Genomic DNA, 25,070 nt, shown 5'->3' with positions numbered 1-25,070 from the left:
ATGTAAAAGCGTGTTATAATAAAGAGGAAATTGAAACTAGCCATTTAGACGTTGTCAACATAGATATCATTGAAACAGAGAAGGAGGAATTAATTAAAGCATGAGCCCATCCATCGACACAGCCGCCATCCTACAAGCAATTATGGAGCTATCCGATCAAATGAAAGCCATGGAGCAACGATTGACGAAAAAAATCGATGCAATAGAAGCAAGGTTAACAATTATAGAAAACAAAATGGACAAAGCAGAAGAAAGATTAATCGTCGTAGAAAACAAAATCGATAAAGTCGATGCGAAATTCACCGTTTTGACAGAAGAAATGATCGAAACGAAAGCGGATGTGTTAATGTTGAAAAAGGTGAAATGAAGAATAGCGGACGAAAGAGGCTGGGACAAAACTGTTCAAAGCCTTAAAAAGCGCGAGAAATCAACATTTGATTTCTCGCGCTTTTTTGATGTGAACTGTTTGTCCCAGTCCCCTTTTTCTTTTATCCCGCATTAACGGGCTGTAAGACTCCCACCTTAACAGGGCAGAAAAAGCGCAGACATGTAGGCGGGAGATCAACAGCCCGTAAACGCCCGATCCGTTCGGGCCTGCAGGATGCAGGTTACAAAGGTGTTGCAACAGGACGTTGCGGTTTTAGCCTTTGTTCCTCTTTTAATCAGTGGGGGATGAAGAAAACCCCCACTGATTGAAGTTTCACTTTATATTGTTCAATATCAAAAAATAAGTATACAATTACGCCAAGGCGAAATTGATTGGGATTGTTATGGTCACTTTTCCTCCATCAACTGATAAATCATTGTCAATTAGCAGTGTTCCACCATGATTCTTAACAATTGATTGGGCAATATAAAGTCCCATCCCATGATGATTTCCTGCATTTCTGCTTGGATCTCCGCGATAAAACTGTTTGGTAGCCTCATTTAAATCCCTCGGAGAAAATCCACAGCCGCTATCGATAACGGTAAATTGAATAACATCAGCAGTACCTTGAACAGTTAATATCACCTTTCCATTTTCAGGGGCGTGCTCTACAGCATTGGCAATGACATTTAAAATTGCACGATAGAACTGCTCTTCATCGATAAATATACGTGCAGGAAGCATTTCTTTTTGGACATCTACGTGAAGATTTTTTTTCAACGAAAGAGCTCTCATTTGATGCTCTACTTCTGTCATAAATACATCCGTTTTAACATTCGTTTTTTCACGAACGATATTTTTCTCCATTTTCGATAAATCAATCAGCTCTTTCGTGAATTTTTCTATTTTTATTGTATTTTTCAAAATATAGTCATTATATTCTCTTTGTATATCATCTTGAACAGTATCCTGTAAAAGATCTGCATTCCCCCGAATAATTGTAAGTGGTGTTTTTAGATCATGAGCAAGAGCAGAAATTTGTTCTCTACGGGTCTGCTCTATTTCCCATTGCTGTTTTAACGAATTGTTTAAGGCCTCTTTCATCTGCTCAAGAGAAATCGATATTTCATCTATTTCACGGATTCCTGAAGGGTTTATCGTAAAATCCAAATTTTGATTTTGTATTTTTTCAATTGCTTCCTGCAAACCAAACATGTTTTTCTTAAGCTTTCTTCCAAAATGGATCGCAAGGACAGTTACTAGAGTTATAACCCCTATAATAAATAATAGAATCCCTAACAGTTGTGGGTTAGGTAAATATTTTCTCATAATAGCCGAACGGTACTGTGGCAATATATAATACCGTAATATACAAATCTCATTTTCTCGCTCTATAAACGAGTAGAATTGGGTGGTACCTTGAGTTTCTTTTTTCATTGCATCCCAAGCTTTAAAGGCTTCCTTCTCTGAAAGACTTCCTGCAAGAAGTTTACCTTCTTTAGAGAAGACTGCGTAATCAACAAGGTCTGGGATAATATCAGCTGTAACCGAACTACTAGACGCAATACGATCCCTTGATAATGAAATTTGAGTTTCTGCATAATTTGCTGGTAATACGATGTTGGTAGAAATAGCAAAAGATATTAAACAAATCAGTAGTACAAGTAACAGAATGACGCCTAAACTTAGGAAAAGGAGATATCGAAGAAAAAAAGTGTGTAGTCGTGTTCCTCTAGCAGGCTTCACTTTCTCCATTTATATCCAATCCCCCAAACAGTATCAATGGCGTCAATATTAAAGGAATGTAGCTTTGAACGAATATTTTTAATATGCTCCGTAATAGCAGTACTGTCACTCTTCCCATCAAACCCAAAAATGGTTTCATAAATCTTTTCTTTAGAAAACACCTGTCCTCGATTTCGAGCGAGAAATTCGCATATTTCATATTCGCTTTTTGTCAGCATTACCTTCTCCTCATTTACAAACAGCTCTTTGCCAGATAGATCAAAGTGAATTTTATCTACAAAAAGGGTACTACGTCTTTCTCTTTTTTCACGTCTCAAATGTGCATTCACTCTTGCGCGTAGCTCTCCAATTCCAAACGGCTTGATAATATAATCATCTGCGCCAAGACCTAGACCATACATTAGATCCTCCTCCAATGATTTAGCCGTTAAAAAAAGGATTGGACAATCTACCGCATGACGTATTTGGCCACATAAAGTAAATCCATCAATTTCCGGCATCATCACATCCAATAAAATTAAATTGAAGGCACCAAGATCCGTTTTACTTACTTCCGTAGCATCAGAGACTGCCGTCACTAAATGTTCGTCTTTTAGTAATGCATTTTTGATCAATACTAAAATATCTTTTTCATCATCTACTACTAATATTTTTGCCATATTTCTACCCTCATCATTTCTTCATACCCTAATTATCAGACTTTCTTCCTTCCCATTTCCAAAACCATAAACAAGATATGGCTAATGCGAGTAAAGTTCCGCAAACTGAAGCAATAATACCTTCCTGTAGTCCTATTTCCACCGTTGATAGGTCAAGCCCTGACGCCTTCATTGCCCATAATGAAACAAAGTGACCACCCCAACCATAAGGTATAAATGACCAAATACCATCACCTAATCCAGTGAGTAGTAGGGCTACTATTAGTGATCCTACAATACCTAATCCGATTGAGGCACCTTTATCAAATTGAAGACTCACAAAAAAATGTAAAATATATAAAAATGCATAGCTTGCAAACAGAATACTTCCAGCTGTTAAATAAAAATAGAAACTAAAGGTATCTTCATGTAAAAGCTTAATAAAACCAACACTAAAAATACCTATGGACAATAATATTGCCCCAAAACTAAACAATAATAAGAGTAGTAGCTTGCTTAAAAAGGCCATTATTTTTATTTTAGAGGCTGTTAGCATCTCTTGAAAATGTCCTGCTGTTGCTTCTTGCTCCGAGGCCATTGCACAAACTAATCCAATTATAGTTGGAAACCCACATGCGAGAACCTGAAAATAAACTGATACTTTCTCAGTGAAATACCATGGAGAATATGTGTAGTATGCTAAAAACAGCCCAGAAATAATAATGGGTACAAGGAAATGAATTAGTAAAAATGGTGTTCTTTTAATTTTAAGGAACTCGGCTCTAAGTAATCTTAACATTACCATATACTATTTCGCCTCTCTTTTCTGAAACCAACGTGCAGTAAAGTAACTAATTAATGCAAACCACGCTAAAGCAATTAATATACCCGGAACGATAACCGACATGCTTAATAATGGGCTTCCTTCAGGCACTGGCAGACCATTTGGTAAAATCTCTAATGTTGGACAAATTAGTCTTGGTGTAATGGCATAAGGAACGCTATACCAAAACTCTCCATCTGATAGTGCAACCACACCAGCAATATTGCCAACTAAATTTATTAAAATGGCCATATAAGTTCCTAATTTTGCCGCAAGGAATAGACAAAGTGGAATTTGCCATAAAAATGTTAAGAAAATCAATAAACTACCAAAAAGACTATTGGTGAAAGAAAAGCTATTGCCAAAAAGCATTCCACCAGTAGTAATACCTGCAAAGAAAATAAGTGTAGTTAATAACAACCAAGTACTACATGCAAGTATTTTACCTAACCATATTCTTTTAAGATCAATAGGCAGTGCAAGAATACTATGATATTTCAGTTTAGCATCTTTTTCCACAACTAATGCACAACATATCGTCAGTGCACCCGGCAGGAGCATTGCATACCACCAATTATAAGCGCCACTTTGAAAAAAGCTTCCTCCCATCAATACTGCAGTTAGTAATATCGCCACAATGGGGGCTAGCCAAACTAATTTAGTAATAAAAGTCTTTTTCCATTTTAATCTTTCAGCCTTCATAATTAAAATCATGTTACATGCTTACCTTTCTATTAGCAGACACTACCTGCATAAATAATGATTCTAGTTCCTGACCTTGCGGAGCAACTCCCTGATAACCTAATTTACCTCCTGCAATAATGCCAATTTCATCAACGACCTGTTCTACCTCTGAAAGTATATGGCTAGATAAAATGACGGTAATACCTTGCTCTGGAAAAGATCGAATTAGTGTTCTAAGCTCTTGAATGCCGATTGGATCAAGACCATTTGTTGGCTCATCAAGAATTAAAAGCTTTGGATAATTTAATAGCGCAATAGCTATTCCAAGGCGTTGTTTCATCCCTAATGAAAACTGTCCTGCTCGCTTTTTTCCTGTATTGGTCAAGTCAACAATTCTTAATACTTCATCAATTCGTGATTGTGGCAATCCGAGGGCAATCGTTCGAACTTTGAGATTTTCTCTTGCCGTTAAATTTTCATAAAGCGGTGGTGTTTCAATTAATAGACCAATGTCTTTTAAATCATGACGATTCCATTCATGACCATTGAAAAATATTTTTCCTGCATTTGGACGCAGCATCCCTGTTATCATTTTTAACGTTGTTGATTTCCCTGCACCGTTAGGGCCTAGTAAACCGTATACTGTATTACGGGGTATCGTTAACGACAGATCTTCTACAATTTTTTGCCCCTTAAAGCTTTTACTAAGATTTTCTGTTTGTAAAATAATATCTTCCATAATCATCTTCCTTTCGATGATTATAGTGTAGAAAATAATTATAAGGATTTTATAAGGATTAGGGTAAAGAAAATAGAATGACTTGGTCAAACAAGAAAAAAGGGAAATCGAGCAGCATCGATTTCCCTTTTTTCTTGAATATCAGCTAGTTTTGTCCCAGCCTCTTTATTAATAAATATCCACATTTCCACTTGATATGGACACATCAACTTTATACTTTCCAGAACCGTGTTTTCCAGCAATATTTCCATCATCCATCTTCTGATCTTTTAACGGAAAGTCACAGGAAATGTTGCCGCTGCTTGCTTCTCCTTTTAACGTAAAGTCTGCTTGATCGGGAAGGTCGAGCTTGACGCTTCCAGAACTTAAATCAAAGTGGACATCGCTGGATATTTTTTCCATTTCTACGCGCATATCTCCAGAAGAAAGATCGCCTTCAATTGGGCCGACGTAGTTCTTGAGCACTACATCACCTGAGCTCATGTCAAAGCTACCTTCTTTTGTTGTTAGGGAATCAATCGTTAATTTCCCGGAGGAACCGTCATGTTCAAATTCTGTCGTTTCTAAATTGGCTAGCTTTATATGGCCTGAACTCATATCGATGTTCATTCTGTCTAGCTTCATCGGCTTCGATTTAGATTCACCTGAGAAGGTTAAATTCCCAGAGCCGATGTTGAGATCGAGATGGCGTTCATAATCTTTCGGAATATATACGGTGACGTCTGATTCCCCAAAGAATGAAAACCACTGGTACCATTTGCGCTTCACTTCTACTTCAATTGTATCGCCATTTTTTTGGACGGAGAGCGTGCCTTTACCATCAAGCTCAGCTTGCACATCATCTCGCTTTTCCGCAATGATCGTTGTATCACTGCTGTCGATATTTAACTCAATCGTATCAATCCGATCAGTCACATCAGCACGAGTTCCCGCCGATTGGTCTCTTTTTATCAAAAATGCTGTCCCTAATGCTAAAACGATGATGAGAATAACGAAAAAATTTCTCATAGTTTTCCTCCTTGCTTTACGTTTGCCATTAATAAATTTCCATCTCGCCAGCTGCTACTGACACGTCCATTTGATATTTCCCAGAGCCATGTTTCCCGGAAATATTTCCGTTGCGACTCTCTTGATCTTGTAGAGGGAAGTCACAGGAAATATCGCCCAATTCCGACCGGCCTTTTAATGAAAAATCGGCTTTGTCAGGGAGGTCAAGCGCAACGCTTCCAACGTTTACATCAAAGCGGACATCTCCAGCGAGCTTTTCCATTTCAATCTCCATATTTCCAACAGCCAAATCTCCTTCAAGAGGACCTGTGTAACGAGTAAGTGTTACATCAGCTGCACTGACATTAAAGCTGCCTTCCTTCGTTGTTAACGAATCAATCGTTAATTTGCCTGCAGAAACCTCTAACACCCATTGAGCGGTGTTTAAATGACTGAACTCCACATTTGCCGCATTCATCTCCGTATTCACTGTATCGAGCTTCATCGGATTTGCTTCAGATGCACCTGAAAATACTAAATTTCCAGCGTCGATATTGAATTCCATGTCGCGGTCGTAATCTTTCGGAATATACACGGTGGCTGTCGCTGATTTTCCGAAAGATAAAAATGATTGATACCATTTCTGTTTTACTTCTACTTCAATCGTATTTCCATTTTCGCGAACGGAGAGCTTTCCTTTTCCTTCAAGATCCGCTTTCACATTCTCGCGTTTTTCGGCGATGACGGTTGTATCGCTACCTTCCATGTTTAATTCAATTTTATTAATGTCTTTTGTTATATCGGCGCTGCGTGCTGTCGATCCCCTCGTTTCATTGAAGATATAAAAAGCTACACCGAACGCTAAGATGACAAGAATAAAGGCAATAATATTTTTCACTATTTTTCCCTCACTTCTGTTTTTTCCTCCTAATCTATAATGCTATTTTATTGGATTTTCCAAGTTTAAACAACGAACTGGAGGTTTAGTTTCAACTCAGACTAGAGACGGAGGGTATTCATTCACATATGATCGATCCTACGGTACAATTAATCATGCTAATATATGTAAAGTTAGGAGATAAAAAGAAGATGTCATCTCGTATATTGCTAGTAGAGGACGACCAATCGATTCAAGAAATGGTAGGCAGTTATTTAATAAAAGAAGGTTTTACCGTAACGACGGCTTCGGATGGAGAAGAAGGGCTACTGAAATTTACACAAGAGTCGTTTGATTTACTCATTTTAGATATTATGATGCCGAAGATCGATGGGTTAGAAGTGGTGAGGTTGGTTCGTGAAAGAAGTGCTGTGCCGATTTTAATGATGTCGGCGAAAGATACAGATGTTGATAAGGCGATCGGGTTAGGCCTTGGTGCCGATGATTATATTTGTAAGCCGTTTTCTATGATTGAGTTATGTGCACGAGTAAAGGCGGGCATTCGTCGTTCGACCCAATATTCCACTCCGCAGCAACAAGCGGAAATAATTCAAGTTGGTGAGTTGAAAATAGACCTGATTAATTTTACAGTCTGGAAGAAAGAAGAAGTGATCAAACTTACTTCTAAAGAATTTGAATTATTAAAGCTATTTATGAAAAATCGCAATCGTGTATTTACGAAAGCGCAAATTTATCAGCTGATTTGGAATGAAGAATATTACGGAGATGAGAATGTTATTAATGTTCATATGAGACGGCTACGAGAGAAAATTGAGGATGATCCGTCCAACCCGCAGTATATTAAAACGTTATGGGGAATCGGCTATAAGCTGGAAGTGGTGTAGCATGGTCAGTTTGTTAACGACGATGATATTGATATTACTAGGCGTGATTTTCCTTCAATATCGGATGCAGAAAAGTAAAGATGAACAGTTGCGTTATACATATGAAAAACTGCAAGAAATCGCTGGAAAGCAAACAGCGGAGAAGTTGTTAGTCGTGACGGATGACCGGGAACTGCAAAAATTGTTGGTCGCTATTAATGGATTATTAGAAGCGAAACAAAAAACTAATGCGGATCATGCGAAGGTAGAAATATCGATGCGGAAGATGCTTTCGAATGTGTCGCATGATTTAAAAACACCGCTGACGGTCATTCTTGGATACATCGAAATATTACAAACCGATCCTACACTGTCTGAGGAAGAGCGGCAAGCCTTGCTGAAAAAAGTACAACTGAAAACGCATGAATTGATGGAGCTTATTCATAAATTTTTTGACTTAGCGAAATTGGAGTCGGGAGATCAAAGGATCGAGCTAACGAGAATTAATGTGAATGAAGTGTGTCAGGCAAATATTTTATCCTTCTATGATGTACTGACGACGAAAGGGTTCGCTGTTCCTATTGATCTACCGGAAGCACCGCTCTATGCACTTGGAAATGAGGAAGTGTTAGGACGGATATTAAATAATTTAATTTCGAATGCGATTGCGTACGGGGGAGATGGGAAAACGCTTGGTATGACCGTAAGAAATGAGGAAAAGTTGGTGTGCATTGATATATGGGATAAGGGAAAAGGAATTTCTGAGTCTCATATCGACAAAGTGTTTGAGCGGATGTACACATTAGAGGATTCAAGGAATCGGTTGTACCAAGGTAGCGGGCTTGGATTGACAATCACGAAGCGGCTTGTGGAAGCATTAGGTGGAGAAATCCATCTTTCTAGTAAACCTTACGAGAAAACCATGTTTACCATTATGTTGAAAAGAATGGAGTTTTAGCTTGTAGACGAGGAGGTTCTGCAAGCTTTTTTTCGCCTTTCGCTTTTCTTGTCTAGCTCCAGGCTTAACCGTCGCCTTTCGCTTTTCTGTGAGCTTAAGAAATTTGTAAGGATTGAGTAAGAAAAAAGAGAAGTTCGCTTCGTACAATTGAATTATACAGTGAAAGGAGAAAATGATATGTCCTATATATTAAAAACGAATCAATTAACGAAGGTGTTTGGTGGGAAAGAGGTGGTTTCTGCGGTTAATATGCATGTGAAGCAAGGGGAGATTTACGGATTTTTAGGGCCGAATGGTGCGGGTAAAACAACGGTCATGAAAATGTTGACGAATTTAATTAAGCCAACGAGTGGTGATATTGAAATTTTCGGTGAGAAGTTAACGGATACTTCCTATGAAGTGCTAAAACGTATGGGAACGATTATTGAATATCCGATTTTTTATGACAAACTCACAGCGAAAGAGAACCTCTACTTACACTGTGAGTACATGGGCTACTATGACAAGACGGCGATTGACCACGCGTTAAATCTGGTGCATTTGCATAATGTCGATGACAAAAAAGTAAAAGATTTTTCTCTTGGGATGAAACAGCGGTTAGGAATTGCGAGAGCGATTACGACAAAGCCTGAACTGTTGATTTTAGATGAACCGATCAATGGGTTAGACCCTATCGGCATTAAAGAGTTGCGAGAATTGTTTAAAATACTTTGCAAAGAATACGGCATTACGTTACTAGTTTCTAGCCATATTTTAGCGGAAATGGAGCAGATGGCTGACACGATTGGAGTGATTCAAAACGGCAAGCTGATTAAAGAAGTGTCGATGCAGAGTATTAGTGGTGAACAAACCGAGTATATTGAGGTCACGGTTCACGATGTGAAAAAAGCTGTTTATATTTTAGACGATCAATTAGGCTTGAAAAACTATAAAATCATGAATGACAAAATGATTCGCATTTATGAAATGACAGCTACCCAGCAAGAAATTTCAAAGACATTGATTATGAATGATATTGAGATTGAAAGCATCAATAAGAAGCATAGCTCATTAGAGGAGTATTTCCTAAACCTTATGAATGGAGAGGGCATCCATGCTTAAACTGATAAAACTAGAATGGAAAAAACATCAATTACCTCGTTATTTTAAAAGTGTAGCATTTTGTATTTTAGGGATTTTCGCTGCTGTTGGTCTAATGGCGTGGGGGTCGAAAGTTGAGAGTGACCTAATGTTTGCGGATTATTCAGAGTTCATGACGTTAACGAATATCTTGATTAGAATCACATTTATCATTTTTTCAGCGGTCCTTTTATCACGTTTAGTCATTGATGAATACAAAAACAAAACGATGCAATTATTGTTTACCTATCCGATCGAGCGAAAAAAATTAATGCAAGCAAAGCTATTTATCGTCTTTAGTTTCTGTTTTTTCAGCATTGTACTTTCCACTTTTATCATTAGTTTGTTGACATTTTTCTTCAATCCTATGATAGGGTTCTTTGACACTCCTGTTCAGATGAGTGACATCATTGCGACAGTCCCATCGACTTTCATTAACGCTTTTATGGTCGCTGGCATTAGTCTCGTTCCTCTATATTTCGGAATGAGAAAAAAATCAACTCCTACAACGATTACAACATCGGTATTAATCGGATTTCTAATTAATGCCAACGTGTCTGATGGAGTGAGCAATGTAAGTTTATACGAGTTCATTGTCATACCGCTGGCCCTTTGCTTATTAGGCATGATGATTGGTTATCTTTCTTATCGTAAAGTGGACCGAATCGATGTGGCTTAAAAGAAGGAGAGGGACTCCATGCTGCAGTTAATAAAGCTAGAAATGAAGAAATTTAAATTTGGATGGTATGTAAAAGGGGCTATGATTGCCAACATCATTATGATCATATTGATGTGCTGCATTATGTATATAGAACAAGAAGAAAGAGATTTGATGGTTACGATGTATCAAGATGTCTTTGTACTAATCGGTGGAATGGTGAGAGCGACGTTTATCGTGTTTGCTGCGGTATTGATTGCGAAAATGGTGATTGAAGAATATCGAAATAAAACGATTTTGATTTTGTTCTCTTATCCTGTCAGCCGAAAGAAAATAATCATTAGTAAACTATTAGTAATAGCGGTAATGACGTTTATTGCGATTTTATTATCTAATATAATTGTGGCTGGTTCATTTTTTATTCTCAATATGTACGTTCCGATTGTTCCGTTTTCAGTCACTGTCCACGAGTTTCTAAAAGAGGCGGTCAAAATGATTTTCTTTGCTATCGCGGCTGCCGGAGCTAGCTTAATTTCCTTGTACTTCGGCATGCGAAAATATTCGGTTGCAGCCACGATTGCTTCATCGCTAATCGTTGTAGCGATTGCTTGCTCGACGAATCCAGCGTTTTCTATGGTGACATTCATTCCTCTTCAATTAGGGCTTGCCGCCATTGGAATGGTAATTGCCTATTCGGCCATTCGGAATATTGAGAGGGAGGATACTATATAATTGGAAAGAGCTAAGAAGCGCTTGTTGTGTTTCTTAGCTTTTTTGTAAATATACATGCAATTTATAATTATTTTATATTTTTTCTTGCTATTAATGCTCGTAAATTCTTTCCGATATTCTAAAAGTACTAAATTTATAGATGGGGTTTTTAGAATATGAAATCAATTAAGAGCAAGATGGTTCTCCTTGTAGCGAGCCTTTTTTTGATAGCTTTCTTGATCGCTATCTTTCTCACTCAACTACAAGTGAAAAAGCAAACAGAGAAAAATGTAAGTGAAGTGGCTGAGGTAAGCAATGAATCGGTCACAGAGATGGTCAAGTTATTTATTGGCGCTCATACGTCAGCGTTAAACCAATTAGCCAAAAGACAGACAGTTGAACAAGTAGCTGTAGCTTTATCAAAAAACGATGAGAAACAGCTTGCATTGTTGGAAGCAAAATTTCATCAAGAAATGGAAGGGTTTTTCAAAGAGTATCCAGCTGCGGTCAATGTTGTAATGGGAACCGCTCATAACAACTATGTCAATTACCCTATTCATGATTTCGGAGCGGATTATGATGTAACGGTTCGACCTTGGTATAAAGAGGGATTAGAGAGTGGCGAGAAAGCAGCCATTATTGACCCATTTATTGATGCGAGAACAAAGGAAAATGTGATTGCGATATCAAAAGCGATAAAAGTGAATGATCAAACTTTAGGGGTTATTGCGATTAATATTACATTGAATGAGATCTTCGAATTTTTGTATAGCCAAGAGATGGCTTTTAATGGGGAACCTTTCATTGTTAATAATGAAGGAGTTGCGATTGCTCACCCGACTAAGCAGGGAGAGGATTTAACCGATGTTCCAGTCATTCAAAGGATGATAAATAATGAACAAGACAAGGGGAGCATGGAGTATCAGTTGGATGATGCCAAGAAACTGCTTGTTTATAACAAAATGCCTGAGACAGATTGGTTGATAGGAACGGCGTATAAGGAAGAGAAGGTGTATGAGCTTGCTACGCATGTTAGGAACAGGCTATTAATGATTACTGTTGCTATTTTAATTGTTTCTTTCTTTGCGATTCAGTTTATTTCTACAATCATTACGCGCCCACTTAACGAGTTGAAAATTGGAGTAGAAAGAATTACTAATGGTGATCTCACGGTTCAAGTCAATGTAGATACGAAGGATGAAGCAGGTCAACTCGCCCAACTATTTAATCAAATGGTTGAACAATTGCGTAGTGTCATTTCTGTCGTTCATCGTTCGTCCAATGACGTCTTAACGTCGAGTGAGAATTTGAGTGCTATTTCTGAAGAAACTCAAGCATCTAGTGAGCAAGTCGTGTATGCTGTCTCTGAAATTTCGATAGGGGCGAGTCGTTCGTCAGAGGATGCAGATCGCGCGAATCATTCATCAATAGAGTTAGGAGAAGAACTGCAACGAGTTTTAGAGAATACACAAACGATGTCAAATATGACGTTAGAGACGAATGAATTGAACGCTAAAGGACAAAGTCAAATGAAAGAATTAGAAAGTTCTTTTGAGGCGACGGATCAATTCGTTCAGTCGATGGAATCGGTCATTAGTGAATTAAATAGTAAGATTTCTGCGATCGGTCGGGTGATGGACACGATTACGGATATTTCTTCCCAGACGAGCTTGCTCGCCTTAAATGCTAGTATCGAAGCTGCTAGAGCAGGTGAAAGTGGGAAAGGGTTTGCTGTTGTGGCAGACGAAGTGAAAAAGCTGGCTGAACAATCAACTGTTGCGACAGAAGATGTGAAAACGATCGTGAGCGATATTCAGGAAAGTTCACATAAAGCAGTGAAGGAAATGGGACAAACGAGTGAAATCTTTAGTAAGCAAGCAGTAGTTATAGGGCATACACATGATGTGTTCGCACAGATTTCTGATTTTGTTCATAAAATGGTCGCTTCAATCGATCATGTCAGCCATGACATTGAGAGTGTATCTGAGAAGAAAGATGCTGTATTAAAATCAATACAGGAAATGGCGGCATTAGCTCAGCAAACCGCTGCTACTTGTGAGGAAGTGAACGCTTCATCAGAAGAACAAGCAAAAGCGATCCAACTCGTTGCGGAAGATGCTACAAAATTAACCGAGCTAAGCCAAGTGCTTCAACGAGAAGTAAAGCGATTTAAGGTAGAAGAATAAGTATAGATCCAAGCGAAGAAACATCTTGAGGTGTTTCTTCGTTTTAATTTATACAGGTGTTGATGCGGAAATCATCCAAAAACATTCTGGGTTTTGTCTATGGTTTCAGAGGCGTTGCCGACAATAAAATGAGAATGATTATCATTTTATGGAAGGTTGGTACGTATGACTATAAATAGACAGCTTTGCATCGGGTTATCATTAACGGCAACTTGGAGGAAAGGAAAGGAACATAGTAACGTAGAGAACTTATATTCGACCGATTTCTACGTCAAACTGGCGAAAATGGCTGAGAAGGCGAAGCTTGATTTTGTTTTCAGACCGGATACGTTATTTCTTAATCAGAAAGTGTTAGATAAATCTCCTGGGTTCGGTAGTCTGGACCCGACGCTTTTGCTTACTTCGATTGCTTGTGAAACGGAACGGATTGGGCTTGTTACGACTGCTTCGACGACTTTTAATCCGCCATATGTTGTTGCGAGACAGCTTCAGTCGTTGCATTGGATCAGCAACGGACGTGCTGGCTGGAATATCGTTACTTCTATAGAAGGGGCTGAAAATTTCGGCGATGCTCCTATGCCCTCTTCTTCAGAAAGGTATAGGAAAGCAAGTGAATTCACGGATGTTGTGCGCAAGCTTTGGGCGAGTTATCCACATGAGGCATTGACAGCTCGCGGCACATCGGGGCAGTTTGCGAATAAGGAGCTCGTTTCCTCAATTGATCATTCGGGTGATTTTTTCAGTGTGAAAGGCCCGCTTAATTTGCCAGCTCATTCATCGGGGGAGCTTCCTTTATTTCAAGCAGGAGCATCTGACTCTGGTCGACATTTCGCTGCTTCGGTAGCGGATGCGATTTTTGCTGCGACACCGGATATGATGTCAGGTATTGAATTGCGTGAAGATTTGAGAAGACGGGCGAAGGAGAGAGGTCGCCAGCCGGATGCGATTCGAGTGTTGCCTGGCTTATACTTCTTCTTAGCGAAGACGCGTAGCGAGGCGCAAGAGCTCCATCGCGAGACACATGCCCATTTAAGCCGTGAGCATCGATATGCATCGGTTCAGTCGATTTTAGGTCTAGATATAAGCGATTGGCCTTTAGATAAGCGGATAACGGCCGACTTGCTTCCAGATCCGAGTCAGCCTGTTCGCAGTCGGACACATGCCGATTTATTGCGCCGATTCATTATGCGTGAGGAGCCGACAGTGGAAGAATTGTTGGCGAGACCAGAAGTGGTCGGTTCGGCGCATTGGGTAGCTGTTGGCACGGTGGAAGATGTGGTGAACGACATTATCGAGTGGTTTGAAGCGGGCGCGATGGATGGATTCATTGCTCTTCCGGGTGGCTCTGTCCAGTCGATGGAATTATTTTTCGATGAATTAATGCCGATGTTAGTTGAAAAAGGCTTGTCCAGAAGTGAATATACAGGTGTTACTTTACGTGAGCATTTACGTATCAAGTGAGACGTTCAAAGACCTAGTAGGCAGTGTTTGTCTACTAGGTCTTTATTTTGGAGTCATTACGTGAGCACTTGATCGATATGCTATAATCAAAAATGATAATCGTTATCAATAAAAGTAATGGTGGTGTGAGCATGGGAGAAATACAGATAGATATAGAGAAGAACGATACAAGTTTAGAGGCTCTCTCTTTTAAATTTCGATCCATTGATTTCATGAAAGGCGCAGAGAATTGCCAATTAAAGCAACAGCTTGTTTTTTCTTATGCACTGATCGTCGTAACGAATGGAGAAATCGAGCTATCGTTAGATATTCAAACGTATAGATTGGAAAAGAATGTGGTTTTTTTATGTAAGCCGAATGAAACGTTTGTCGCAACGGCTATGACGGAAAATGCAGAGATGTATGTTGTTTATTTCGATGTGTATGAAGAAAATCAAAGCGGTCGAGTGTTAACTGCGACGACGGATGCTCAACCGCTCCCTTATTCGGGGAAAATATCTTTGCCGGAGGACGATAAGCTATTTGCTATTTGTACTTCTCTTCATAAAGGCAGGCATAGTCAGAAGCGATTAAGTTCACTTTATTGTGAACTGATGTGTTTACGGCTGATTTACTATATTCATCATATGGCGCAAATGAAGCCAGATCATACATATTCAGCAATCGATCGGGCGAAACAGTACATTGAAGTGCATTATATGGAAAATTTAACGATCGATCGACTCGCTCAAATGGCGGAGCTTAGCCCGAAATATTTCGGTGATTTATTTAAGAAGACGTTTGGCAAAAGTGTGATGAAATATGTGAGTGAATTGCGCATGCAAGAGGCGAAGCGATTAATGGCGACGACTCAACTGCCGATTCGAGATATTGCTCATCAAGTTGGCTATTCAGATGAATTTTACTTCAGTCGTAAATTTAAGCAAGAAGTGGGAGAATCTCCTTCAATGTATATAAAAAATCGTGGCCGAAAATTGATCGCGTATCATCCGTCTGTGCTAGGTTATTTATTGCCCCTTAATATTTTTCCGCTTGCGGCGCCGCTGCATCCGAAGTGGACGCCTCATTATTATCAGCACTATCGTCAAGACATCCCTCTTCATTTAAGTGCTTATCGTAGAAACGTACATCAGTCTAATATTGAAGCGATTAAACAAGTTGGTGCTCAGATCATTATTGCTTTTGATGATATAAGTGCGTATGAGAAGGAACGATTGGAAGAAATCGCTCCCGTCTATTATATTTCTATGAAGCAAACGTGGCAGAAGCAATTTTTATTGTTGGCGGAGTTTTTAGGAGAACGAAAGCAAGCTGAGAAATGGCTGCAGCAATTCGAGTGTCAATTGCAAGAAGTGAAAGATCAATATGTGAAACAATTTAGCAACCAATCCGTTGCCATCATAAAAATGCGAGAGCAACATTTATATGCTCATCATTCGAAAGGCATTAGCGAATTGCTTTATGAGCAGCTTCATTTACAGCCGACTTATGATAAGTGTATGAATAATGAAATCGTGACGCTTGCGGAATTGAATGAACAAAACCCAAGTCATCTATTTATGTTAATTAGGCAAGAAAACTATACGTTAGCGAATTGGGAGAGGCTGAAAAACGATCGAGAATGGCAGCGGCTTTCTGCTGTGCACCAAAATCAAATGTACCACCTCTCGTCCGATCCGTGTTTAGAACATTCGCCGCATGCTTATAGGCGAATGGTGGAGTTGTTACAGACATTTCCACCTATCGATTGTCCATAAACTTTCTGGATTTTCTCCATGGTGAAGGGCTTCTTTCTCAATTACAATCAACATTGATAATCATTATCAATAAATTCATAGGATGTTGGAAGGAGTTCAAGTAAAATGAATAAAAAGTTTATGCTAGTTAGTTTAATAGCATTATTTATGCTAGTTTTGGCTGCTTGCGGAGGAGAGCAAAAGAGCGAGCCAAGCAAGAGCGAAGGCAATAAGGAAGAGAAAACAGAGCAGGCAGAGAAGACAGAGGAAGCAGGAGAAGGTGATACTCGCACTATTGAGTATCTTGGTGAGAAGTACACGGTTCCGCAAAATGTCGAAAAAATTGTTATTACAGGTGCAATGGAAGCAATGGAGGATGCGGTCGTACTTGATGTTCATCCAGTAGGTGCGATTTCTATGGGAGGAAAATTCCCGGAACATTTCGCTTCAGTAACAGATCAAGCAGAGTCAATTGGTGAGAAAATTCAACCGAACTTTGAGAAAATATTAGAATTAAAGCCAGACGTTATTTTAGGTTCTACGAAGTTTCCAGAAGAAGTACACGAAAAGTTGAAGAAAATTGCTCCAACGATTTTAGTATCTCACATTGCAACAGATTGGGAAGCAAATTTGAACTTAATGGCTGAATTAACTGGAAAGCAAGCAGAAGCAGAAAAGATTCTAGCAAAATATGAAGCGGACATGAATGCGGCAAGAACGTCTTTACAAGAAAAGTTTGAAGGGAAAAAAGTAGCCGCAGTTCGTATTCGTAAAGGACAATCGTTCGTTTATCCGCAAGATGTATACTTTAACCCTGTATTATACGGTGAGCTTGGCTTAGACGTTCCTGCAGAGGTGAGCAAAGCGAAAACGCAAGAAGCAATTTCTGTTGAGCAGCTAGCTGCGATGAATCCAGATGCTTTATTTGTACAATTCGTTACAGGTGAAGGTTCAGAGGAAGAAAAGGCCTTTGAAGAGTTGAAGAAGAACCCAATTATCCAAAATACGAATGCGTTTAAAAATGATCAAGTGTTTGTAAACGTTGTAGATCCTTTAATGGAAGGAGGCCCTGCTTACAGTCGAATCGAGTTTTTAGAAAGCGTACAAAAGCATTTAGGGGAATAATAGTATGAGCTCTATATTGAAAAACAGGGTTGTCCATCTTGTTTTATTAAGTCTCCTATTCCTAGCGACGATCTTCGTATCTATTGCTTACGGTTCGAAATCGATTAGCTTTGGAACGGTGTGGGACGCGCTCGTTCACTTTGATTCAAACAATATGGATCACTTAATCATTCAAACGTCGCGTTTTCCGCGAGTCGTAGGAGCCTTATTAATTGGCGCTTTTATGGCTGTCTCAGGTGCGCTCATGCAGGGGATGACAAGAAACTATCTTGCATCCCCAACCATTATGGGGGTAGCTGATGGATCGGTATTTGTCATTACATTATCCATGATTTTCATACCGGAAGCTTCCTCTATGACATTGGTTACGTTCTCGTTAATCGGCTCCGCATTAGGCGCAGCACTCGTTTTTTCCATTGCTCGCTTGTTACCTGGAGGAATGACGCCGTTAACGCTAGCGATATTAGGAACGATTCTTGGAACCTTTCTTAACGGGGTGTCTCAAGCATTATCGACATATTTTCAAGTGTCACAAGATATTAGCTTTTGGTATAACGCAAGACTGCATCAAATGGACCCGACACTTATTAAATGGACGATTCCATTTGCGCTTGTGGGCTTAATACTCGCTTTTGTTGTTGCTCGCTCTGTGACAGCGATCTCCCTCGGTGATGAAGTCGCTCAAGGGTTAGGAATCAATATTAATCTCATGAAAGGCTTGACGATATTAAGTGTCGTCATTTTAACAGGTGTATCGGTCGCGATGGCTGGGAAAATTGCCTTCATCGGTTTGATTATCCCTCATATTACGAGGCTTCTTATCGGTCAAGACTACCGGAGAATTGTTCCGTATGCCGCTATTTTTGGTGCGTTGTTTTTAGCGTGGGCGGATGTCATTAGCCGCTTTATGAATCATCCATTTGAGACACCGGTTGGCGTAGTGACTGCTATATTTGGCGTTCCTTACTTCCTTTATTTAATTAAAACGAGAGGAGGTAGGAGCATTTGAGTAAGCTTGGTCAACGTACTCGATTTTTAAGTGTGTTTTTATCGACGATTATCCTTTCTATCGTCATGATGTATGTTAGTGTCACGAATGGCACGTTTGATGTGTCAGCGATGGATACGATCCGCACGTTGTTTCGATTGCAGTCGGAAGCGGATTATGATTTAGTCATTTTCGAATTTCGTTTGCCGCGGATCATTATCGGAGCGATCGTCGGATTTGCTTTAGGTATTGCTGGGGCTGTTTTGCAAGGTGTGACACGAAATCAATTGGCAGATCCCGGTATTCTCGGAATCAATGCAGCAGCTGGAACGGCGATCGTTCTTTGTATGTTTTTCATCCAAGGAACGATGAAAGGAGCAAGTCTGTTATCAGTGATGACGATGCCGCTTTTTGGCTGGCTCGGAGGCTTAGGTGCGGCATTCTTACTGTTGCTTTTTGCTAGGCATCGAGGTTCGCTTGATCCGCAGCGATTAATTTTAGTAGGAATCGCCTTAGGTTCAGGATTTGGTGCGATTACTCTTTATGTTTCACTGAAGATGGACCCACAAGATTTTGAAATGGCGACGGTTTGGTTAACGGGAAGCATCTATCATGCGACTTGGACTCATATATTCGCTGTATTGCCTTGGGTTGTCATTTTAGTTCCGATTATTTGGTGGCGGTCGCATGCGCTAAATTTAATGCAGCTAGATGAAGTGACGGTCACAGGCATTGGTGTAAATAAAGATCGTGAACGACTGATTTTTCTTCTTTGCTCTATCGGAATCGTAAGTGCTTGTGTATCCGTATCGGGAAGCATTGGCTTTGTTGGCTTAATTGCTCCTCATATCGCGAGAAGGTTAGTCGGCATTCAATATCAATATATTATTCCGGCTTGTGGAGCGATCGGTATGCTCATGGTGTTAGTTGGAGATTTTATCGGAAAGACGATTTTTGCTCCAGCTGAACTGCCGGTTGGGATTGTGATCTCGATTATCGGTGTACCTTATTTCGTTTATTTATTGTTTAAAGCAAGGAAGTAGAGGGGGAGTATGAAAATGAAAGTAACCGAGTCATCTGCTTTTGAAATTCCGCGAGCGAAACAATGGACTTGTGAAAGCAAAGCTGGTCGTACGTATCGAATGATGATGTGGACACCGAATGTTGAGGCGCCACCGGAAGGTTTTCCTGTGATCTATGTATTAGATGCCAATTCTGTGTTTGGAACGGTAACGGAAACAGCTCGTCTGCAATCTCGGAAACCTCATGGGCTAGATCCGGCAGTCGTTGTCGGAATTGGCTATGAAACGGATGAACCTTTTGATACTGATGCTCGTTTTTACGATTATACGACGTATGCTGAGCCGCATGAATTTCCGATGCGACGAACAGAGAAGGAATGGCCAAAGACTGGCGGAGCTGAATCATTTCTCACATTTATTGAGGAAGAGTTGAAGCCGTTTGTTGAAGGGCTCGTTTCCATCGATCGGACGAGACAGACGTTATTCGGTCATTCGTTAGGGGGACTATTTGTCCTTTATACGATGTTTAATCGCTATGAAGCTTTTCAAGTGTATGCAGCGGGAAGTCCCTCCACTTGGTGGAAGAACCGCGCGCTCATACAAGAGATGGAACGAATGCTTCAAGACGTTCCTAAAGAGCTTCCCCCGACGAAGCTGTTTATCGGAATTGGTGCGTTAGAAAAGCAACAAATGGTTGAGGATGCTAAATTGGTGTTTGATCGTTTAACATCTGCACAAATCCCTCATTTAACGACGAAGCATTGTTGTTATGAAGAAGAAAACCATATTTCTGTTTTGCCACCTTACATTAATCAAGTCTATCGTTTTGCGCTAAGTAAATAAGCGACAGCCACCTTAGAGGTGGCTGTCTTTTTTCTTATTCATGTCAATCATGAATGAATGCGACTATTTTCTTACGGTAAAGTCAATCTGAGGTTTGATTTCATGTGAAGTGAGAAAAAGTAAAATAGCAGATAAGACGTTAGATAATGGAGGGGAAGCGATGGAGCTTGATTATTTGATTACGATCCTTGAAGAGAGCGGATATATTGGCTTGTTCCTATGGCTGTGGCTCGGTATTTTCGGCATTCCCGTGCCGAACGAGGCGATTGTCACAACGCTTGGGGTAGCGGCAGCCGCTCATTTATTAAATCCTGTAGCTGCATTTTTCGTCATTTATTGTGGAATTATTGCGGCTGTTACGACTAGTTATTCAATAGGTCGCTTTATCGGCCGACCGTTGTTGATTTTTTTCGAACGTAAAAATTATTTTTCTAAGACGTTGCGAAAGTCATTAAAAATGATTGATAAGTACCATGCTCATTCTCTGTTATTCAGCTATTTTGTGCCTGGCATTCGTAATTTTGTTCCGTTTCTGTACGGTGTACGTAAGTTACCTTTTACTACTTTCGCATCATTAGCCTATGTAGGAGTATTTCTATGGCTGGCGATTATCTTTACCACCGGCTATCTATTTGGCGACCACATTGATATGATAATCTATTATGGACAGGAAGCATTGTTGATTTTAGCTGGGATAATCGGGTGCCTGTCACTCCTCGGATTTTGTCGAAGAAAGCAATATTTGAAAGGAAGCGAAAAATGAAGATTGAACGGTTATTAACGATGATCATGATTTTGATCAATCGTAAAAAAGTGAAGGCGCAAGAGTTAGCTGATTTATTTGATGTGTCGGTTCGTACGATTTACCGGGACGTTGATACGCTTAGTTGTGCTGGTATCCCCGTTACTAGTCAGCAAGGCTCAAACGGCGGCATTAGTTTGATGGAAGGATATCGAGTCGATCAGCAAGTGTTAACGAAAGACGAATTGGCTTCGCTTTCAGTGGCGATTCAAAGTGCGCTCACCTCTTATGAAGATCCTCATGCAGAAGCTGTGCTCGAGAAGCTGACAGGAGTGGCAGATGAGAGCGTTCGGCAATCGGTTGATCAAGTGTTTATCGACCTCAGTCCTTGGGGACAAAATATCGTGTTAAAAGAACAGCTCACTTTACTGAAACAAGCGATTGAATCCGCTCACTGTGTTCGTTTTAGCTACGCGGCTAGTGATGGGAGCGTAACGAGCCGATTGATTGAGCCGTACACGTTAGTACAAAAAGGGCGAATGTGGTATGTATATGGCTATTGCCGATTACGGGAAAACTTCCGTTTATTTAAAATTGCTAGGCTGAAAGATATTGTAGAAGAAGAGACGGAATCGTTTGAGAAAAAGCCGCTCCAGTTAGCAGAGTTGCCATGGGATAAAGAATGGCAGCAGCCACAAAACTTAGTTCATCTTACGTTGTCATTCGATCCAAAGATGGTGACAACGATGGAAGAAATGTTTGGACTAGAACGTGTCGATGCAGAACACTCCATCATTGAAGTGTCTTTACCTGAAAATGAATGGCTATACGGTTATTTACTAAGTTTCGGACAACGGATCAAAGTGATTGAACCTGATCATATAAGAAAAATTGTGCGAGAACGTGCGGAGGAAATCGTCGCGTTATATAAAGAAGAAAGTCATTAAGTGGAGTGCTTAATGGCTTATTTTCATTTGCTGACAGACTGTTGTCAAGTTTGCCTTGCTATAGTAAGGACAAATGATAGAAAGGTGGAGAATGAAAAATGAATAATCATTGTCAAAGTTGTGGTATGCCATTAAAGGAGCAATCGTTAGTTGGGACAGAAAAAGAGGGGCAACTAAGTAAAGATTACTGTACATATTGTTATGAGGCTGGGGAGTTTAAGCAACCGAATTTAACGGTGGAAGAAATGATTGACATCTGTGTGCCTCATTTAAAGGAAGATGGTATGGAAGAAGAGCAAGCACGTCAAATGTTAACTTCTTTTTTACCGAGCTTAAAGCGATGGAAAAAGGGGGAAGCGGTTGAGCCTGTGATCGTGGAGAAAGAAGCTTTTCAAGTGATGGGATTAACCGTTCGGACGTGCAATGCGGATGAAATGACGCCTGAAGGGAAGATTCCGTCCTTGTGGTCAGCGTTTTATGAGCAACAGGTACCTGAACAAACGTCGAATCTAGTGAAGCCAACTGCTACATACGGCTTGTATTCGGATTATGCGACGGATGTGAACGGAGAATATTCACTGACCATTGGAATGGAAGTCTCCTCAAACGGCGCCGTTCCCGAGGGGCTGAGAGTGAAGACAATTCCAGCAGCCAAATACATGGTGTTCACCTCTGAAAAAGGCCCGATGGTTGAAGAGGTCATCAAGACTTGGCAACATATTTGGACTTGGTTCGCCAACTCTGAAGTTGAAAGAACATATACCGGTGACTTTGAAGTATACGACGAAAGATGTGCCAACCCTGAAGAAGCGCAAGTCGATATTTATATTGCGATACGGGGGTAGGTAGGTGCCTGTCAGGTAGGTGCCTGTCACTCCCCGGGTTTTGTCGAAAAAAGCCTCTCCCAGTCAAAACTAGGAAAGGCTTTTTGGGATGATCAAGACTTCTCTTAGAATAGGGGGGAATTCGATTGAGTTTTATCCAAATTACGAAAAACAATATAGAAGATGAACATATTTGTTGTGCATTAGGAGCGAAGCAATACGCTTCTGCAGTAACTGAAAAGAAGCAGTGGCTGTTAGAACGAATGGAAGAAGGTTTGGTCTTTTATCGGTTAAATGAACGAGCAAAAGTGTTTATAGAATATATCCCCGCAAATAATGCTTGGGTGCCGATTCATGCGCCAAATTATATGTTTATTAATTGCTTATGGGTATCAGGTCGTTATAAAAATAATGGCTATGCAAGGCAGTTGCTTGATAAGTGTATACAAGATGCTCGCAATCAAAGAATGGACGGAGTTGTTCACATCGTTGGCAAGAAAAAGCTTCCTTACTTAAGTGAGAAACGTTTTTTTGAATATATGGGATTTGAAGTTGTTGATGAGGCAGAGCCGTATTTTCAATTGATTGTGTTGAAATTCAACGACCAAGGAGAAACTCCAGCTTTTAAAGAGAGGGTAAAAGTGAATGAAGAAGGTATCGTTGTCTATTATACGAATCAGTGCCCGTTTGCTTCTGGAGTGTTAGAAGAGTTAAGCGAAGTTGCCAAAAATAAAGGAATGACTTTTACAGCCTATAAACTCCACACAACAGAAGAAGCACAAAATGCTCCTACAGTGTGGACAACCTTCTCAATGTTTATAAACGGAAAATTTATTACCCACGAAATCATGAGTCCGAAAAAATTCAGCCAGTTATTAGATAGGGGTAGATAGGTGCCTGTCACTCCCCGGATTTTGTCGAAAAAAAGTCCAGCATGATGTGGTGATGCTGGACCTTTTTTATTCTATTTTTCTTTCTTTGCATATAATAGTTTAGGTGAAAAAATTTTGTTTAGGAAGGAGCAAGTATGAGTCGGTGGATACGAATCCATTTTGTTGAAGTGTTTGCTTTTATGGTGATGGTGACGGCTGGTTATGTAACTTTTCAACGGTTGATGGAAGGACAAGCAGTAACTTGGACATTACCTACTTCGGTGTTACAGATGAATACGATCTTTTTAAGTATTCTGATTGAAGCGATTCCGTTTGTTTTAATCGGCGTACTAATTGCAGGGTTTATCCAAATTTTTATCCAGGTGGAGCAGATCGAGAAGTGGATACCGAAAAATAAGTTTTCAGCGGTGTTGATGAGCTGCATTGTTGGGGCTTGTTTTCCAGCTTGCGAATGTGGGATTGTTCCGATCGTTCGCCGATTAGTGGCCAAAGGGGTACCTATTTATGCGGGTGTGGGATTTTTATTAACGGGTCCGCTAATTAATCCGATTGTTATTTTCTCAACGTATATGGCCTTTGGAAACGATTGGGGGATGGCGGGTTTACGTATGGGCGTGGGATTTGTTGCTGCTTTCTTGATTGCTTTACTTGTGAGCTTTATTTTTAAAGGAAATCAGTTGAAGCATAAGCATGTTACGCCTTTACCGTCGAAACAGAAGGTGTCTTTTCCGCAGCAGCTTCTCGGTATGTGTAAACACTCGATTGATGAGTTTTTTGATATGGGCAAGTATTTAATTATCGGTGCTTTTTTAGCAGCTTTCGTGCAAACGTATGTCTCGATGCAATCGATTTTGCAGGTGGGAGACGGGGTATTGACGATGATGGGGCTGGCGTATTTTTTATCTCTATGCTCCGAAGCCGATGCGTTTATCGGAGCTTCTTTCCGTCATGTCTTTCCAACTACATCGATCTTGGCTTTTTTAATTTACGGACCGATGATTGATTTAAAAAATACCTTCATGCTGCTAAGTGTGTTTAAAGTAAGATTTGTCGCTGTTTTAATCGTAATGATTACGCTTATTGTTTGGGGATGTATTCAAGTTTTAAACTAG

The 25,070-nt window shown here is 40.0% G+C and carries 25 protein-coding genes and 1 pseudogene; 19 read left to right on the top strand and 7 right to left on the bottom strand.

Annotation, left to right across the window (positions count from 1 at the left end; all coding sequences use genetic code 11):
• Nucleotides 1-100 precede the first annotated feature (100 nt).
• A complete protein-coding gene (locus tag ACSVDJ_RS15385) occupies nt 101-367 on the top strand; it encodes a hypothetical protein (RefSeq protein ID WP_439166992.1) in 267 nt (88 codons plus the stop codon).
• A gap of 372 nt (nt 368-739) precedes the next feature.
• On the opposite strand, the gene ACSVDJ_RS15380 is transcribed toward ACSVDJ_RS15385, so the two are convergent.
• The 7 genes from ACSVDJ_RS15380 to ACSVDJ_RS15350 all read right to left on the bottom strand — a co-directional run bounded on the left by ACSVDJ_RS15380 (nt 740) and on the right by ACSVDJ_RS15350 (nt 6,882).
• A complete protein-coding gene (locus tag ACSVDJ_RS15380; RefSeq protein ID WP_439166990.1) occupies nt 740-2,122 on the bottom strand; it encodes a sensor histidine kinase in 1,383 nt (460 codons plus the stop codon).
• A complete protein-coding gene (locus tag ACSVDJ_RS15375) occupies nt 2,110-2,772 on the bottom strand; it encodes a response regulator transcription factor (protein ID WP_439166989.1) in 663 nt (220 codons plus the stop codon). The genes ACSVDJ_RS15380 and ACSVDJ_RS15375 overlap by 13 nt, the downstream gene beginning before the upstream one ends.
• Before the next feature lie 28 nt (nt 2,773-2,800).
• The gene (locus ACSVDJ_RS15370; protein WP_518619287.1) at nt 2,801-3,550 is read right to left on the bottom strand and encodes a lantibiotic immunity ABC transporter MutG family permease subunit; all 750 of its coding nucleotides are present in this window, start codon (nt 3,548-3,550) and stop codon (nt 2,801-2,803) included.
• 9 nt (nt 3,551-3,559) lie between these two features.
• Nucleotides 3,560-4,288, bottom strand: coding sequence for a lantibiotic immunity ABC transporter MutE/EpiE family permease subunit (locus tag ACSVDJ_RS15365; protein WP_439166985.1), 729 nt, complete (start codon nt 4,286-4,288; stop codon nt 3,560-3,562).
• A 1-nt stretch (nt 4,289) separates the two neighbouring features.
• Nucleotides 4,290-4,997: a lantibiotic protection ABC transporter ATP-binding protein gene (locus ACSVDJ_RS15360; RefSeq protein WP_439167882.1), complete on the bottom strand. Its 708-nt coding sequence runs from the start codon at nt 4,995-4,997 to the stop codon at nt 4,290-4,292.
• Nucleotides 4,998-5,165: 168 nt separating this feature from the next.
• The gene (gene liaG, locus ACSVDJ_RS15355) at nt 5,166-6,005 is read right to left on the bottom strand and encodes a LiaG family protein (protein WP_439166983.1); all 840 of its coding nucleotides are present in this window, start codon (nt 6,003-6,005) and stop codon (nt 5,166-5,168) included.
• Between the two features lie 28 nt (nt 6,006-6,033).
• Nucleotides 6,034-6,882: a DUF4097 family beta strand repeat-containing protein gene (locus tag ACSVDJ_RS15350; protein WP_439166981.1), complete on the bottom strand. Its 849-nt coding sequence runs from the start codon at nt 6,880-6,882 to the stop codon at nt 6,034-6,036.
• 191 nt (nt 6,883-7,073) lie between these two features.
• On the opposite strand from ACSVDJ_RS15350, the gene ACSVDJ_RS15345 reads away from it, so the two are divergent.
• The 18 genes and pseudogenes from ACSVDJ_RS15345 to ACSVDJ_RS15260 all read left to right on the top strand — a co-directional run bounded on the left by ACSVDJ_RS15345 (nt 7,074) and on the right by ACSVDJ_RS15260 (nt 25,070).
• Nucleotides 7,074-7,766, top strand: coding sequence for a response regulator transcription factor (locus ACSVDJ_RS15345; protein WP_439166980.1), 693 nt, complete (start codon nt 7,074-7,076; stop codon nt 7,764-7,766).
• 1 nt (nt 7,767) lies between these two features.
• The gene (locus ACSVDJ_RS15340) at nt 7,768-8,703 is read left to right on the top strand and encodes a sensor histidine kinase (RefSeq protein WP_439166979.1); all 936 of its coding nucleotides are present in this window, start codon (nt 7,768-7,770) and stop codon (nt 8,701-8,703) included.
• A 177-nt stretch (nt 8,704-8,880) separates the two neighbouring features.
• Nucleotides 8,881-9,804 carry an ABC transporter ATP-binding protein gene (locus tag ACSVDJ_RS15335; protein ID WP_439166978.1) on the top strand — a complete coding sequence of 308 codons (924 nt, stop codon included), beginning with the start codon at nt 8,881-8,883 and terminating at the stop codon, nt 9,802-9,804.
• Nucleotides 9,797-10,501, top strand: coding sequence for an ABC transporter permease (locus ACSVDJ_RS15330; RefSeq protein WP_439166976.1), 705 nt, complete (start codon nt 9,797-9,799; stop codon nt 10,499-10,501). Before ACSVDJ_RS15335 ends, ACSVDJ_RS15330 begins: the two co-directional genes overlap by 8 nt.
• Before the next feature lie 18 nt (nt 10,502-10,519).
• A complete protein-coding gene (locus ACSVDJ_RS15325; RefSeq protein ID WP_439166975.1) occupies nt 10,520-11,212 on the top strand; it encodes an ABC transporter permease in 693 nt (230 codons plus the stop codon).
• Between the two features lie 155 nt (nt 11,213-11,367).
• Nucleotides 11,368-12,429: pseudogene (locus ACSVDJ_RS15320) on the top strand (HAMP domain-containing protein); the annotation flags it as partial.
• On the top strand, nt 12,424-13,377 hold the full coding sequence (locus tag ACSVDJ_RS15315) for a methyl-accepting chemotaxis protein (protein WP_439167881.1): 954 nt from the start codon (nt 12,424-12,426) through the stop codon (nt 13,375-13,377). The pseudogene ACSVDJ_RS15320 and the gene ACSVDJ_RS15315, both read left to right, overlap by 6 nt.
• A 165-nt stretch (nt 13,378-13,542) precedes the next feature.
• Nucleotides 13,543-14,838 (top strand): NtaA/DmoA family FMN-dependent monooxygenase, encoded by a 1,296-nt coding sequence (locus ACSVDJ_RS15310; RefSeq protein ID WP_439166973.1) that lies wholly within the window; start codon nt 13,543-13,545, stop codon nt 14,836-14,838.
• A 131-nt stretch (nt 14,839-14,969) separates the two neighbouring features.
• Complete coding sequence (locus ACSVDJ_RS15305; protein ID WP_518619275.1) at nt 14,970-16,595, top strand: helix-turn-helix domain-containing protein; 1,626 nt, start codon at nt 14,970-14,972, stop codon at nt 16,593-16,595.
• Between the two features lie 105 nt (nt 16,596-16,700).
• A complete protein-coding gene (locus ACSVDJ_RS15300; RefSeq protein ID WP_439166970.1) occupies nt 16,701-17,699 on the top strand; it encodes an ABC transporter substrate-binding protein in 999 nt (332 codons plus the stop codon).
• A gap of 4 nt (nt 17,700-17,703) precedes the next feature.
• Nucleotides 17,704-18,708: a FecCD family ABC transporter permease gene (locus tag ACSVDJ_RS15295; RefSeq protein ID WP_439166968.1), complete on the top strand. Its 1,005-nt coding sequence runs from the start codon at nt 17,704-17,706 to the stop codon at nt 18,706-18,708.
• Nucleotides 18,709-18,773: 65 nt separating this feature from the next.
• On the top strand, nt 18,774-19,730 hold the full coding sequence (locus ACSVDJ_RS15290; protein WP_439167879.1) for a FecCD family ABC transporter permease: 957 nt from the start codon (nt 18,774-18,776) through the stop codon (nt 19,728-19,730).
• A gap of 15 nt (nt 19,731-19,745) precedes the next feature.
• Entirely contained in the window at nt 19,746-20,552 is an 807-nt protein-coding gene (locus ACSVDJ_RS15285; protein ID WP_439166967.1) for an alpha/beta hydrolase, read from the top strand.
• Nucleotides 20,553-20,661: 109 nt separating this feature from the next.
• Nucleotides 20,662-21,315 carry a DedA family protein gene (locus ACSVDJ_RS15280; RefSeq protein ID WP_439166966.1) on the top strand — a complete coding sequence of 218 codons (654 nt, stop codon included), beginning with the start codon at nt 20,662-20,664 and terminating at the stop codon, nt 21,313-21,315.
• Nucleotides 21,312-22,241: a helix-turn-helix transcriptional regulator gene (locus tag ACSVDJ_RS15275; RefSeq protein WP_439166964.1), complete on the top strand. Its 930-nt coding sequence runs from the start codon at nt 21,312-21,314 to the stop codon at nt 22,239-22,241. The genes ACSVDJ_RS15280 and ACSVDJ_RS15275 overlap by 4 nt, the downstream gene beginning before the upstream one ends.
• Before the next feature lie 98 nt (nt 22,242-22,339).
• Nucleotides 22,340-23,086, top strand: coding sequence for an effector binding domain-containing protein (locus tag ACSVDJ_RS15270; protein WP_439166963.1), 747 nt, complete (start codon nt 22,340-22,342; stop codon nt 23,084-23,086).
• A gap of 125 nt (nt 23,087-23,211) precedes the next feature.
• Nucleotides 23,212-23,958: a GNAT family N-acetyltransferase gene (locus ACSVDJ_RS15265; protein ID WP_439166962.1), complete on the top strand. Its 747-nt coding sequence runs from the start codon at nt 23,212-23,214 to the stop codon at nt 23,956-23,958.
• Nucleotides 23,959-24,092: 134 nt separating this feature from the next.
• Complete coding sequence (locus tag ACSVDJ_RS15260; RefSeq protein ID WP_439166960.1) at nt 24,093-25,070, top strand: permease; 978 nt, start codon at nt 24,093-24,095, stop codon at nt 25,068-25,070.

The sequence above is a fragment of the Bacillus sp. Hm123 genome (assembly GCF_051842975.2).
Taxonomy (GTDB): Bacteria; Bacillota; Bacilli; order Bacillales; family Domibacillaceae; genus Bacillus_CE.
Note: the sequence above shows the minus strand (reverse complement) of the source record. Positions and strands in the feature narration are given on the sequence as shown.